The sequence below is a fragment of the Paenibacillus ginsengarvi genome, from assembly GCF_003626695.1.
Lineage (GTDB): Bacteria > Bacillota > Bacilli > Paenibacillales > NBRC-103111 > Paenibacillus_AB > Paenibacillus_AB ginsengarvi.
In genome coordinates, this window is the sequence record NZ_RBAH01000003.1 from 252,799 (window position 1) to 266,059 (window position 13,261).

12 protein-coding genes are annotated in these 13,261 nt (G+C 56.5%); 3 read left to right on the forward strand and 9 right to left on the reverse strand.

Annotation, left to right across the window (positions count from 1 at the left end; all coding sequences use genetic code 11):
* Positions 1-113 precede the first annotated feature (113 nt).
* A complete protein-coding gene (locus D7M11_RS06120; RefSeq protein WP_120746275.1) occupies positions 114-1,478 on the forward strand; it encodes a TrkH family potassium uptake protein in 1,365 nt (454 codons plus the stop codon).
* Between the two features lie 87 nt (positions 1,479-1,565).
* Here D7M11_RS06120 and D7M11_RS06125 read toward each other — a convergent pair whose 3' ends face one another.
* The 6 genes from D7M11_RS06125 to D7M11_RS06150 form a co-directional block, all read right to left on the reverse strand.
* Positions 1,566-2,288 (reverse strand): amino acid ABC transporter ATP-binding protein, encoded by a 723-nt coding sequence (locus D7M11_RS06125; protein WP_120746276.1) that lies wholly within the window; start codon positions 2,286-2,288, stop codon positions 1,566-1,568.
* A complete protein-coding gene (locus D7M11_RS06130) occupies positions 2,281-3,765 on the reverse strand; it encodes an ABC transporter substrate-binding protein/permease (RefSeq protein WP_120746277.1) in 1,485 nt (494 codons plus the stop codon). Before D7M11_RS06130 ends, D7M11_RS06125 begins: the two co-directional genes overlap by 8 nt.
* A 171-nt stretch (positions 3,766-3,936) precedes the next feature.
* A complete protein-coding gene (gene aguB, locus D7M11_RS06135) occupies positions 3,937-4,812 on the reverse strand; it encodes an N-carbamoylputrescine amidase (RefSeq protein WP_120746278.1) in 876 nt (291 codons plus the stop codon).
* A 79-nt stretch (positions 4,813-4,891) separates the two neighbouring features.
* On the reverse strand, positions 4,892-5,920 hold the full coding sequence (locus tag D7M11_RS06140; protein ID WP_120746279.1) for an agmatine deiminase family protein: 1,029 nt from the start codon (positions 5,918-5,920) through the stop codon (positions 4,892-4,894).
* Between the two features lie 213 nt (positions 5,921-6,133).
* Positions 6,134-7,441, reverse strand: a complete 1,308-nt coding sequence (locus tag D7M11_RS06145; RefSeq protein ID WP_158606479.1) for a M16 family metallopeptidase — start codon at positions 7,439-7,441, stop codon at positions 6,134-6,136.
* A 208-nt stretch (positions 7,442-7,649) separates the two neighbouring features.
* Positions 7,650-8,195 carry an NADPH-dependent FMN reductase gene (locus tag D7M11_RS06150; RefSeq protein WP_120746281.1) on the reverse strand — a complete coding sequence of 182 codons (546 nt, stop codon included), beginning with the start codon at positions 8,193-8,195 and terminating at the stop codon, positions 7,650-7,652.
* Positions 8,196-8,446: 251 nt separating this feature from the next.
* Here D7M11_RS06150 and D7M11_RS06155 point away from each other — a divergent pair, with 251 nt between their 5' ends.
* The gene (locus D7M11_RS06155) at positions 8,447-9,277 is read left to right on the forward strand and encodes a class I SAM-dependent methyltransferase (protein WP_120746282.1); all 831 of its coding nucleotides are present in this window, start codon (positions 8,447-8,449) and stop codon (positions 9,275-9,277) included.
* 82 nt (positions 9,278-9,359) lie between these two features.
* On the opposite strand, the gene D7M11_RS06160 is transcribed toward D7M11_RS06155, so the two are convergent.
* Together D7M11_RS06160 and D7M11_RS06165 are read right to left on the reverse strand one after the other, a co-directional pair.
* On the reverse strand, positions 9,360-10,001 hold the full coding sequence (locus tag D7M11_RS06160) for an NAD(P)-dependent oxidoreductase (protein ID WP_120746283.1): 642 nt from the start codon (positions 9,999-10,001) through the stop codon (positions 9,360-9,362).
* Between the two features lie 245 nt (positions 10,002-10,246).
* Positions 10,247-11,293, reverse strand: coding sequence for a 2,3-butanediol dehydrogenase (locus tag D7M11_RS06165; protein ID WP_120746284.1), 1,047 nt, complete (start codon positions 11,291-11,293; stop codon positions 10,247-10,249).
* Positions 11,294-11,434: 141 nt separating this feature from the next.
* Between D7M11_RS06165 and D7M11_RS06170 the strand changes: the two genes are divergently transcribed.
* Positions 11,435-12,349: a LysR family transcriptional regulator gene (locus tag D7M11_RS06170; protein WP_120746285.1), complete on the forward strand. Its 915-nt coding sequence runs from the start codon at positions 11,435-11,437 to the stop codon at positions 12,347-12,349.
* An 11-nt stretch (positions 12,350-12,360) separates the two neighbouring features.
* Here the strand turns inward: D7M11_RS06170 and D7M11_RS06175 are convergent, their stop codons facing one another.
* Positions 12,361-13,164, reverse strand: coding sequence for a helix-turn-helix transcriptional regulator (locus tag D7M11_RS06175; protein ID WP_120746403.1), 804 nt, complete (start codon positions 13,162-13,164; stop codon positions 12,361-12,363).
* Between the last annotated feature and the right edge of the window lie 97 nt (positions 13,165-13,261).

Consider the following 13,261-nt stretch of genomic DNA (forward strand, 5'->3'; position numbering starts at 1 on the left):
CCGAACGAAAACATGTGTTCGCTTTCATTATACCACAATTCGCAAGGATAACCTTTACATTTGCTACCGAGATCGCTAGAATAGATCGCAAACAACGTTGCGGGGTTATTTCCATGTTCGGACTCATTCGCAAAAAGCCGTTCCGCTTTCGGCCCAATCCGCCGCAAGCGCTAGCGCTCGGATTTACGGTCATGATCGCCGCCGGCTCGTTTCTGTTATCGCTGCCGATCGCCTCGGCCAACCGATCGACGATACCGTTTCTGGACGCGCTGTTTATGGCGACATCGGCCACTTGCGTGACTGGACTTTCTTTTTATAATATCGGCGAGCATTTCTCCCTCTTCGGCCAGCTCGTGCTGCTGCTGCTCGTGCAGATCGGGGGCCTCGGCTTTATGACGATAGCGACCCTGGCGGCGCTTGTGTTCCGCAGGCGCATTACGTTCAGGGAACGTCTCATCCTGCAAGAAGCGATGAATCAGTCGTCCACGGAAGGCATCGTCCGGCTCATTCGTAAAGTGCTCCTATACGCGCTGATCATCGAGGCGGTCGGAGCGGCCGTCTTTGCGGTCCGCTTGATGTTCGAGATGCCGCCCGGACAAGCGGTTTATTTCGGCGTGTTTCACAGCATATCCACCTTCAACAACGCCGGCTTCGACCTGTTCGGGGTGTTCCCGGAGCGCAGCGGCAGCCTGATTCATTACGTTGAAGACCCGATTATCAACTTCATGACCATAGTGCTTATCATCTTCGGCGGTATCGGCTTTATCGTGATCTCGGACCTGCTCTCCTATCCGAAAACGAAAAAGCTGACGCTGCACAGCAAAGTCGTCCTGACCGTATCGGCCGCCCTGATCGTGGTCGGGACGCTTGTCATCTTTTTGTTTGAGCTGACGAACCCGCTCACGCTGGAGCCGCTGTCGCCGATCGGCAAAGTGTTCGGGGCGATGTTCCAGTCCGTTACCGCCCGCTCGACCGGGTTAACGACGCTCGACATCGAATCGCTGCGGCAGGCGACGCAATTTTTCATTCTGCTGCTTATGTTTATCGGGGCGGCGCCCGGTTCCTCCGGCGGAGGGATCAAGGTTACGACGTTCGCCATCCTGATCGGCGCGATGATCGCGATGATTCGCGGTAAAGAAGACATCGTCATGTTCCGGTACCGGATCGCCAAAGACCGGATCTACAAGGCGATCACGTTTACGTTATTGTCATTCTTTCTTATCGTCATTGCCGCGATGGTGCTTTCCACGACCGAGGACTTTCCGTTTCTGGGCATTCTGTTCGAGGTGACGTCGGCATACGGCACAACCGGCATGTCGATGGGACTGACTTCGCAATTGACGGAATTCGGCAAAGTCGTCATCATCCTGCTCATGTTCATCGGGCGGCTCGGCCCGGTAACACTTGCCTTCACCTTAACGTCAAAGCCGGAGAAAGAGCTGTTCCGCTATCCGGAAGGGAAAATAACGATCGGCTAAAAGCCGCGCGAAAAAACGGCCTGTCGCATTCCAATGCGAACAAGGCCGTTTTTTGTGCTGGCATCCTGGTGCTTGGCTTTCTCCTGCCTACAACACTTGATCGAGGAAACGAATCGCCCTTTCGCTTTGCGGGCGGGTGAAAAACGACTCCGGAGCGGCCCGCTCGACGAGCCGGCCCTGATCGAGAAAATAAATCGTATTGGCCGCTTCGCGGGCAAACTTCATCTCGTGAGTGACGATCAGCATCGTCATCCCGGTTTGGGCGAGCCCGCGGATGACATGCAGCACCTCTTTGACCATCTCCGGGTCGAGCGCCGACGTCGGCTCGTCGAACAGCATCGTATCCGGCTCCATGGCGAGGCTCCGCGCGATGGCGACGCGCTGCTTCTGTCCGCCCGACAGCCGCGAAGGATAGCTGTCCGCCTTATCGGCCAACCCGACTTGCGTTAGCAGCGCATGCGCCTTCGTCCGAGCTTCGTCCGGTTGCATCTTTTTGACCTCGATCGGCGCGATCGTTATGTTGTCCAGCACCGTCATATGCGGGAACAGATGAAAATGCTGAAAAACCATACCGATGCGCTGGCGAACGCCGGCGATATCCGCTTTCGGCTTCGTAATCTCGACCCCGTCGATCGTAATCGTGCCCGTTGTCGGTGTCTCCAGCAAGTTCAAACAGCGCAGAAACGTCGACTTGCCGGAGCCAGAAGGGCCGATCAAGGCAACGACCTCCCCTTTCTCGACTTGCGTGGTGATGCCGTGCAGCACCTGATGCTTGCCGAACGATTTCGTTAAGTTGTCCACCTTAATCACTGCGGCGCAGCCTCCTTTCGAGCATACGGGCTAGAGACGTAAGAATAAGCACGAGCACGTAATAAATCGCCGCCACGAGCAGCAGCGCCTCGAAAGCGCGGAATGTACTGGCTCGCACGACATCGGCGCGGCGCATCAGCTCGGTTACCCCGATAACGGAAACGAGCGAAGACTCCTTCAGCAGCGCGACAAACTCGTTCACCAGCGCCGGTAGGATATGGCGAAGCGCCTGCGGAAAAATGATCCGCACCATCATTTTCCGGTACGGGATGCCGAGGGAAATCGCAGCCTCGCGCTGGCCCTTGTCCACCGCCATAATGCCGCCGCGAATCGTCTCCGACAAATAGGCCGCCGAATTAAGCCCGAAGGCAAGGCCTGCGGCAAGCAAGGCCGGAATGTCGTAGTGCAGCAGCTGCGGCGTCGCATAGTAAATAATCGTAAGCTGTACAAGCAGCGGTGTGCCGCGGAATACCGACGTATAGGCGGTGGCGAACCATTGCAGCAGCTTGACGCCGGATATTTTGAACAGCGAGAGCACGACGCCCCAGATTAAGCCGAGCAAGGCGGAAACGAACGTAAATAGCAGCGTCACATACACACCCTTGAGGATGAAAGGCACGTACCCCTCAAGCACCCGGAAGTCGATAAGACCGGACGACCGCTCCGAAGGGGCTGTATCTTGATGTTCAAACCACTTGTTGACGATCTGCTGCAGCTGGCCGCTGTCCTTCATCTGATCGAGCACGCGGTTGAAGTTGCTCACCAGGCCGCTTTGCTTCGGAAAAGCGATCGCATAGCCGTTGTCTTTGTCGGTTACGGGCAGGAAGTTCATTGTAAGCCCGGGGTTGGAGCGAATCATTTCGATCGCGACGGCGTCCTCGACGACGGCGGCGTCAATCCGGCCCGAGTTCAGCTCCTGAATGAGGTCGGCGATTTTGTTCAGCTTCTTCAGCGACGCTCCGGCGATCGTCTGCGCGAACAGATCCTGGATCGAGCCGAGCTGCACGCCGACAAGCTTGCCGGATAACTGTCCGACCGAATCGTAGCCGCTCTCCTTGCGGGAGACGATCGTGTTGCGCGCGGTGTAATAGCTGTTCGAGAAGCTGACGCTTAGTTTGCGCTCCTCGGTTACCGACATGCCCGACATGACAAAATCGACCCGGCCGGCCTGCAGGGCCGCAATCAGACCGCTGAAGTCCATACTGGCGATCTCCAGCTCATAGCCGAGCTGGGCCGTTATCGTTTTGGCGATATCGATGTCCATGCCGACGATTTCGCCGTTTCCCTTCGCATCCACGCTTTCGTACGGCGGATAATCGGGCGAGGTGCCCATTACGAGCTTTTTGGCCGCTTTGGCCGGCTCGCCCGCCGCCTGCACGGCGGCAGGCTGAAGAAATCCGCCGGACGTTCCCAACGTCAGCAGTAGCACGAAAACGAGGAGCGGGGCGCACACCCTTTTCACTATAGTCCTGTTCATGATGTCCTCTTTCTCTATGTTGTGACCAAGCGTATAAACATAACCCAAAGTATAAGCGAATCGTTATAGGTTGTGAACAAGTGAGGCGGGCAAGCCGCCCGTCCAAATGTTTCCTCGCCGTCCAAACAAAAGGACGCCTAATATGCTAGGCGCCCTACATCCTGATACACCTTACAGTGCAAGATCTCCGTCGTATGTGGCAATCGCCTTGTACAGCTCGGGCCGGCGGTCGCGGAAAATGCCCCATTCGATACGCTGCGTCTCGAGCAAATCGAGATCGAATTCGGCCGTCAGTACGCCCGGCTCCGTCCGGTTCGCTTCGGCGATCATATTCCCTTGCGGGCCGGCAATAAACGAAGAGCCGTAGAAATGGATCGACGAATCTTCATCCCGCTCCTCGCCGATCCGGTTCGAGGCGATAACCGGAATGAGATTTTGGGCGGCGTGGCCGCGCATGCACATTTGCCAGTGATCCTTCGAATCGATCGAGCCATCCTGCGGCTCCGAGCCGATCGCGGTCGGGTAGAACAGCAGCTCCGCCCCCATCAGCGCCATACACCGGGCTGCCTCCGGGTACCACTGATCCCAGCAAACGCCTACCCCGATTTTCGCATAGCGGGTTTTCCATACTTTGAAGCCGGTATCGCCCGGGTTAAAATAAAACTTCTCCTCGTAGCCCGGACCGTCGGGAATATGGCTTTTGCGGTATTTGCCGAGCACTTCCCCGTCAGCGTCGATAACGGCCAGCGAGTTGTAGCGAGCGTAATTTTTTTTCTCGTAGAAGCTGATCGGCAGAACAACCTTCAGTTCCTTCGCTACAGCGCGGAAATGGTTCACCGCCTTGTTATGCTCAAGCTCCGTGGCATAAACATAGTAGTCCGCCTTTTCCTTCTGGCAAAAGTACGGCGTCTCGAACAGCTCCTGCAGCAAAATAATTTGCGCGCCTTCGGCGGCTGCTTGTCTGACGAGAGCATCAGCCCGGCAAATATTTTCATCGATATTGCTGGAGCAGCTCATCTGGGTCGCGGCGATCTTCACGTTTCTCATCATCCGTATCTCCTCTCCTGCGTGCTTGTCCGCCCGGGCTCGTGACCGATCCTCCTCGGGCGCATGATCATTCATTCCATTACTTGCGAGCCGTCATCTGCTGAGTCGTACAGTGCACGTTGCCACCCTCGCGGATGATCGCCATACCGTCGACGGTGCGAATGCGCCGCTCCGGGAAAGCCGCTTGCAGAGCTTGCTCCGCCAGACGGTCCGTTTCCGCGGCCGCTCCTCCGAACACGGGCAGCACGATACCGCCGTTTACAAAGTAAAAGTTCAAGTAACTGAGCGTCAGCCTGCTGTCCTCGTACGTCGTAAGCGGCGGCTGCTGAAGCTTGATCACTTCCAGCTTGCGTCCCTGTGCGTCGGTAGCTTCGGCAAGTCTCTGCAAGTTTTCCTGCGTAATGGCGTAATTGTCGTCTTCTGGATCGTCGCATACTTGCATGATCACCTTGCCTGGAGCTGCGAAGCAGGCGATGTTGTCGACATGGCCGTCCGTTTCGTCGCCACTGAGGCCCTTGTTCAGCCAAATGACGGTGCTGACGTTCAGAAACTTCTTCAGCTCGTCCTCGATCTGCTCGCGGGTCATATCCGGGTTGCGGTTCGGGTTCAGCAAGCACTCCTCCGTCGTCAGCAGTGTCCCTTCCCCATCGACATGGAGCGAACCGCCCTCCATCACGAGCGGCGCGTCGAAACGCTTGATGCCGTAGTGCTCTAGCACGATCGGAGCGACCGCGTCGTCCAGATCCCACGGCGCGTATTTGCCGCCCCATGCGTTAAATTTCCAATTTACGCCGGCCACTTCGCCGTTTTCCCCGACGACGAACGTAGGCCCGTTATCGCGGAACCACGCGTCGTTATGCGGGATTGTCAAAATGTCCACGTTCGTTTCGGTAAACCGGCTCCGCACCTGCTCGGCATCGTCCGGGCTCACGATGACCGTTACCGGCTCGAACTCGGCGATCGCTTTGACGATCTGGGCATAACCTTCGGATACCTGCTCGTACATATCGGGGTAAACCATCGACGCCCGGACGGGCCATGAAATGAAAGTTCTCTCGTGCTCCGTCCATTCGGCCGGCATCGAATACTGCATATCTCTAGGGTACATGAAAGCTGTTTCTCCCTTTTACTTGAATGTTATCATGCGCGATTGCGCAGCGGACTAACCGCTGCTGCCTCTAACATCATATACGAAATTGCCGTCAACCTCAACGCAGGAAGGCCGCGCCTCCCCGCCATGTGCGCTCCGTGCTTTGCCGCACCATCGACATGTCGGTATACGCAGCCTTCGTTGCCCCGCTCGCGACTTAGCCTCCGCCGCTTATTGCGCCTCTCCTTGGCCGGAATCGCCGCTTGATGCCGCAGCAGCTTCCGCCGCTCCGGTCCTCATCGCCACCGCATCCGCATCCGCTTCACGGCTTACTTGAACGTACAACATACGTGCCGGGTCCAGGTACGTCTCTGCAAATTCGAGTATCGAATCGCCCGAGACAGCGCGAATCCGTTCGGCGAAATAGCGCGGGTCCGTATTGAGATCGTACAAATACCGCGCCGCCATATTCGCGTTGATCGCTTCCGGCTTATCCTGGGCGATCAAATGTCGGCCCGTGATCGCATTTTGCGCCCGTTCCAGTTCTTCGGCCGTTACCCGCTCCCGCCGCATCCGCTCCAGCTCGCCCGCAATAATCGACTTAACTTCCCCGAGCCGCAGCGGATCGGTCGCCACAAACCCCGTAATGAACCCTTCGCTCACCATCGGGCTAATCGTAGCCCATACCTCGTAGGCGAGCCCCTTCTCCCCGCGCACGTTACGCCATAGCCGGGATGCCTGGCCGCCGCCGAGCAGATGCATCGCCACGAATCCGGCATATTTCGACTCCTCGAACGAATCGGGGCCATACAAGCCCCAATACAGCTGAGCTTGCCGGATATCTCTCGCTTCGTGGATCAGCCTGCCTCCCAGCTCGCAGGTTTGCAGCTTTTCCAGACGGTGCGTTGGCCGCTCGCCCGCCGGTATGTTCAGCCCGTTCAGAAGATCCACCAGCTCCTCGTGCTTCACATGCCCCGTCGCCGCCAAGACGATGTTGCCAGCCCCGTAAAACTCACCGTGAAACCGCAGCAGATCGTCCCGCGTGATGCTCGTTACGCTCTCCTCCGTGCCGAGATTGCTGGCCCGCTCCGGATGTTCCGCGCGAAGCTGGCGGGTCAGCGTGCGGCCTCCCAGCTCGCGCGGGTTGTCGCGCGAGCGATGGATTTCTTCCAGAACGACCTTTTTCTCCAGCGTCAATTCTTCCTCCGGAAAGACGGATTGGAATAACATGTCGCTAAGAAGCTTCACTCCGTCCTGCCAGCGGTCATAAGGCGTATAAGCGTAATAGCGGGTCCTGTCCGTGCTCGTGCCCGCGCCCAGATGGCCGCCGTAATTTTCGATATCGTACGAAATTTGCTCCTTCGTTCTCGTGGTAGTGCCTTTGAACAGCATATGCTCCAGCAAGTGGGCGATGCCGTACGGATAACGATCCTCGTAATGCCCCCCGGCTCTGACCCAATAGCACAGCAGAGTCGATGACGCTTGCTCCTGATGCTCGCTGACGACGGTGAGCCCGTTCGCCAGTACCGTTTTCTGCATGCCGTTTCCTCCTCGGCTTTTCTGCCAGGTCCGATGCACGAACGCGCGCGAACCTTGTTCTCTATACAGAGATTCGCCTGAGGGCGGAAACATTCCTTTAATTTTGCAAAGCCGCGATCACCCATAAAGGTCCGTAAACGGGAAGAAGGCCCGAGGCCTATTCGCTGGAATAGACTTCAGGCCTTTACCGTTCTGCGTAACCTATCGCTTAGCGAGCTTGCTTGCCCATCCAGTCGACAAAGTTGTTCACGACCGAGTCCAGGAACTGAACCGTCGGCTCGTGAGTGAGGTTACCCGCTGCGTCGATCTTCTCATGAACGGCGCCTACGTATACTTCGTTGCTCGGCAGAAGCGGGGAATTGATGCCCGGCGAGAACAAAATCTCGCGCAGATGCAATTGCGCTTTTACCGTACCCAGATTGCCCATCGAAGCGCCCATGATCCAGGAAGGCTTGCCGACCATCACTCTGTCGACGCGGGACAGCCAGTCGATCGCGTTGCCGAGAACGCCCGGGATCGTGCCGTTATACTCCGGCGTTACCCACAGTACGGCGTCCGCCTCGGCGACTTTGCGCTTGAATTCCTTCACCGCATCGGACGGCTCGTTTTCGATATCCTGATCGTACATCGGCAAGCTGCGAAGGCTGAGAATTTCCAGCTCGAACTTTTCTTTGTAACGGTTTTGAACATGCTGGGCCAGCTTGTAGTTGTAAGATTCCTTGCGGATGCTGCCTACGATTGCAACGACTTTCATGATGATTTCCCTCCGTATATTTATATATTTGTCTATAGAATGACGCCACAGGAACGGGCATACGGCATGGAAATCGATCAAATATTTTCCAAAACAATTAGCTGCCGCATTTAAGTTGCTAACTATATTTTAGTTAGTTGGTATGAAAAAGTCAACCCTGCCCGGCTGCCTGTTTCTTTCAGTGCAGCAGGCTTTTCCTGTTATGGAGCGAATGGTTAAATAAACGAAACTAATCAAACGGAGGCGACCCCATGATACCCGAAGGAAACTTGCAAAGTAACGTCAACCGGTTTTTAGGCTTCGAAGACGTTTATGACCGTTACCGGCCTGCCGCTCCGCTGCAGGTCATCGACATTTTGACGGCGTATTTGGGCCGACAGCCTTCACTCGTCGTCGATATCGGGTGCGGTACGGGACTTTCCTCGTTCGCTTGGACCCGGCACGCCGAACGCATCATCGGCGTAGAGCCGAATCCGGATATGATCGGCAAAGCGCGGGCCAAGCTGCCGGCGATCGCCGGATCGGAGCCGGCCACGCCGATTTCGTTCGTCCAAGGCTACTCCAACCAGTTGGAGCTTGAGAGCGGCTCTGCCGACATCGTTACCTGCTCGCAATCGTTCCATTGGATGGAGCCGGTTAGCACGCTGCGGGAAATCTCCCGCGTACTGACACCCGGAGGCGTGTTCGCCGCCTACGATTGCGACTGGCCGCCTACAGTTCATTGGAGCGTCGAAGACAGCTACGCCAAGCTGCTGGAGAAATCGGACGCCGTTCTGGCCCGACTGTCCGAGGACGGAGAAAAGGCAGTTAAACGCGACAAAGAGCGGCATTTGGAACACTTGCGCGCCAGCGGCGAGTTCCGCTATACGAGGGAGATTGTCTTTCACAACACGGAGCAGGGCGATGCCGACCGTTTTGTCGGTCTTGCTTTAAGCCAGGGCGGCCTGCAAACGGTACTCAAGCTCGGATCGACCGAACTGGACGAAGATATTGCCGCATTTCGCAAGAGCGCCGAGCGATATTTTGCCGGAAGAACGCTCGATTTCTTGTTCAGCTACCGGATGCGGCTAGGCGTAAAATAGTCGAAACGGAAAAAGACTATCGGAGGCAGCAGATTACTTGAGCTGTCTGCCGATAGTCTTTGCGTTTTCGCGCCGTTTTAACTCACTCGGCCTCGGAAACGACCGTAAAGCGTTCGTTCTTGTGCTGCGGGTTCTCGATCTCGTCGATAACGGCAATTGCGTAATCGGCATAACTGACATAGCTGTCGCCTTTGGAATTGACGAGCAGGTGATCTTGCCCGCTGCGGTAAGCGCCGGTGCGTTTGCCTTCGGGGTTGAAGAAGGCGGAGGGGCTCAGGAATGTCCACTCGATCCCGCTGGACCCCCGCAATTCCTCCAAGTTTTTACCTTGATTGGACGCCGTTGCATAATATTCCTGCGGAAATTGCGGCGTATCGAGCAGTCGAGTCGTTTTCGCTTCATCTACGAACAAGCTCCCGGCTCCGCCGACTACGATCAAACGGGTGCCAGGCGCTCCCTTCAGCGCCTCGATCAGCGCTCTCCCCGCTTCCACGTGCTGATGCTCTTGTCCGGGCGCCGCTCCGAATGCGTTAACGACCGCATCGAAGGATCGCAAATCTTCCGCCTTCAGCTCGAACACCGATCTCTCGATCGCGGCTACGTTCATTCCGCTCACCTTCGACGCATCTCTGACGATCGCCGTCACGTTATGTCCCCGGTCTTTCGCTTCTTTCACAATAAACGCTCCTGCTTTGCCGCTTGCCCCGATCACTGCTATATTCATTCTGCTCATCCTCCTGAAAATGGTATGGGAAGCCCGGAGGCGGTGAATGCCTGCGAAGTCCGGCAATAAGCCGTCCCCGTTAGTATTCACCGTATCCACGCCAACTATCAGTTCAACCTGTAACTATTATAGTTACATTATGTTCGGAAGTCAACCCGCCATTAAAAACGGCCCGGAAGCCGCATTATCCCGCTTCCGAGCCGTTATGTCATATGCCGCACCGGCAAAACCGCCAATCGGAAGCTTCAAGAGCCGATGCGGGTCAATATTTTCGCCTGGCTTTTGTCGTGAAGGAGCAGCTCCAAACCGTCCTCGACAAGCTGATCCAGCTCGATTTTTTTCGTAATGACTTTTTTCACGTCAAGCTGCCCTGCTGCAATCAACGAGATAACTTCCGGGAAAATGTGCCGGTAAGCGAGAATGGACGTTACGTTCGCTTCTTTAACCATCAACTGAAGCAGATCGATCTGCGGCTGCTTTGCGAATGCGGCGATAACCATAATTTCGCCGCCTTTTTTGATAACGGTCATCGCATCGTTAAACGTCGCCTGCACACCCGCCGCCTCATAGGCCACGTCCACGCCGCCCGTCAGTTCGAGTATTTTGGCAGCTGCGTTTTCCTTGGCGCTGTTGATTGTGAACGTCGCCCCGACCTCTTTTGCCTTCTCCAGCCGCTCGTCCGACACGTCGACAGCGACAATCTGGGCGGCTCCCGCCGCCTTCGCGGACAAGATCGTCAGCAGCCCGATCGGCCCAACGCCGAATACGGCCGCTTTGCCCCCGACGTGCAGCCGGCTTTGCCGGACCGCATGATAGGCTACCGCGGTAGGTTCGACCAAAGCGCCTTCCTCAAGCGAAACGTTATCTGGCAGCTTGTGAACCATATACGGCTTCACGATAGCATACTCGCCGAATCCTCCGTCCGAGTTCAGTCCGACGAAACCGAACTGCTCGCATTGATTGTACTTGCCCTGCCGACAATAAGAGCATTCTCTGCAATAAATGAGCGGCTCGATCGCAACTCGGTCCCCGGCCGCAAGACCAGTAACGCCTTCGCCCAGCTCTGCGATCGTGCCTGCAAATTCATGGCCTAGCGTCAGCGGCGCCATCCGGCCCGTAAGCGGATGCGGCTGCCCCGTTTGAACGCCGATGCCGTGGTGATACGCGTGCAGATCGCTGCCGCATATGCCGGTCCAGGCCACTTTGACTTTGACAGCGCCGGGCTGAACCGATGGTTCCTCTATATTCGAAATACGAACGTCCTTCGTATCGTGCCATACTGCTGCTTTCATCTTGAGCTACCTCCTTATAAGTTGGCTGCTTCAAATGGTTCTGTCTTCATTATAATCCCGCTTTATGTTTTAATAAAATTAAGCTTATTAATCTATCGTTAAGTGTTACTAATACATAAAACGGCGGGAGTGAACTACGAAATGAATATCGAGCAGCTCGCTTATATCGTGGAGGTAGCCAGAGTCAAATCGCTTTCGGCGGCTTCCATCAGCCTGCACGTTACGCAATCGGCGATCAGCCAGGCCATCACCGGACTGGAAAAGGAGCTCGGGATCAAGCTGTTCCATCGCTCCCGAACCGAAACGGTTCCGACCGCCGAAGGGCGTGCCATCATCCAGAAGGCGCTCGAGGTTACGAAACTGATCGGGCAAATTCGCGAGGAAGCGCAGAAGCGCAGCGGCATGATAAGCGGGCGGCTGCGTCTCGGGACGCTCCCGGCGGAGATGAACGGCCTCGTTCGGATCGTCTCCTCGCTGAAGCAGGACCATCCGGACGTGGTTATCGAGGTGAGCGAGAAAGGGTCTGCGGACATAATGGAAGACGTTCGCCTCGGCGAGCTCGATCTCGGGCTCGTGGCCATGCCAGTCGACATGCCCGAGCGGCTTGCCAAAGACCTCTGCTTCCAGCCGTTTCTAACCGGCAAAATGGTGATCGCCGCCGGCAGGAAATCGCCGCTGCTGGCAGGCGGTAAGACGGTTGTTACGCCGCAGGAGCTGAAGGAGCAGCCGCTCGTGCTGTACAAAGACGATTACGTCGAATGGTTCATCCGCGATTTTACGAACCAGTTCGGCGCTCCGCAAATTTTGTTCAAGAGCAATAATGCGCTGGCGATCCAGAGCGCCCTGCTGGAAGGAATCGCCGTCACGGTTGGTCACGACTTCTCTTTTCTCCACCAATCGGATGGCCGCGAGCCCGAATTTGTCCTGCTGGAGCTCGATCGCTTCATTCAGCAGCCGGTCCGCTTCGGCTGGATCTGGTCCGCGAAGTCGCCGCTTTCTCCTGTAGCGATTCATTTCATGGAGCGCTTCAAGCTGGAATCGCCGCCGTTTGTATGAACGGCGCACACTTAGCCCTGTACCGATCCTTCCGGCGCCTTGGCGGAGCGGGTAGTGATCACTCCGGGCTTCCAGATCGAGCGGAATAGCACCGCCATAACGCGAATCAGCACTTCCGCGCGTATGCCCATCCGGTAGCCGCCCTTCCCCTTCTCCAGCATCCCCGCTTCAACCCAATGCTCGACTGCTGCGCCGAAATCCCCGTCCACAGGGAAACGGGAACGAAGCTCGTCTTCCGTCACTCCCGTATCGGGAAGAAACAGCGATTGTTTGTGAGCCAGCACGGCGGCAAGCACCGCTCTCTGCTCCGCCGGGAACAGTTCGAACGCCAAGCTTTCACTCCAGATCGATTCCGCTTCGCGCAGAGCATCCAAAGTAACGCTGCACAGAAACTTGCCTTGCCAGCCGATCGTAACGCCGTCCGGTCCCGCATGGACAAATGGCAGCGCTCCGGAATCGCGTACCGCCTTGTGCAGCGATGGAGCCATATGGGCAAGCGAAGGCGCGTCGATCAGGTGAAACAGCTTGAAGGCCAAATCGATCTTTTGTTCCGGCGTCATGCTTTTAAGCTCCTCTTGAAGCTGCGGTACGTATAGCTCCGCCCCTCCACCGCCATCCGCTCCTAGTAAATAATCAGTCGTACATTCGAGCGTTCGGGACAAACTGACGAGCAGCCCCGTGTCCGGCAGCGAATCGCCGTTCTCCCATTTCGATACGGCCTGGCCGGATACGCCGAGGCGCTGGCCGAGCTGCTCCTGCGTCAATCCATTTTGCTGGCGAAGCTTCCATATCCTCTTGCCCGTTTCCTCTGCCATTACCACGTCACGCACCTCTTTCGCGCTAGATTTCGTTCGAGCTGCTTTTATTGTATAAGAGCTGCGCTATGAAAGGTATCGAGGCTTCGTTAACGCT

Coding starts and splice junctions, on each gene's coding strand:
- D7M11_RS06140 (WP_120746279.1), bottom strand. CDS start 5,920: ATGTACCCTAGAGATATGCAGTATTCGATGCCGGCCGAATGGACGGAG.
- D7M11_RS06160 (WP_120746283.1), bottom strand. CDS start 10,001: ATGAATATAGCAGTGATCGGGGCAAGCGGCAAAGCAGGAGCGTTTATT.
- D7M11_RS06165 (WP_120746284.1), bottom strand. CDS start 11,293: ATGAAAGCAGCAGTATGGCACGATACGAAGGACGTTCGTATTTCGAAT.
- D7M11_RS06170 (WP_120746285.1), top strand. CDS start 11,435: ATGAATATCGAGCAGCTCGCTTATATCGTGGAGGTAGCCAGAGTCAAA.
- D7M11_RS06145 (WP_158606479.1), bottom strand. CDS start 7,441: ATGCAGAAAACGGTACTGGCGAACGGGCTCACCGTCGTCAGCGAGCAT.
- D7M11_RS06150 (WP_120746281.1), bottom strand. CDS start 8,195: ATGAAAGTCGTTGCAATCGTAGGCAGCATCCGCAAGGAATCTTACAAC.
- D7M11_RS06130 (WP_120746277.1), bottom strand. CDS start 3,765: ATGAACAGGACTATAGTGAAAAGGGTGTGCGCCCCGCTCCTCGTTTTC.
- aguB (WP_120746278.1), bottom strand. CDS start 4,812: ATGAGAAACGTGAAGATCGCCGCGACCCAGATGAGCTGCTCCAGCAAT.
- D7M11_RS06120 (WP_120746275.1), top strand. CDS start 114: ATGTTCGGACTCATTCGCAAAAAGCCGTTCCGCTTTCGGCCCAATCCG.
- D7M11_RS06155 (WP_120746282.1), top strand. CDS start 8,447: ATGATACCCGAAGGAAACTTGCAAAGTAACGTCAACCGGTTTTTAGGC.
- D7M11_RS06175 (WP_120746403.1), bottom strand. CDS start 13,164: ATGGCAGAGGAAACGGGCAAGAGGATATGGAAGCTTCGCCAGCAAAAT.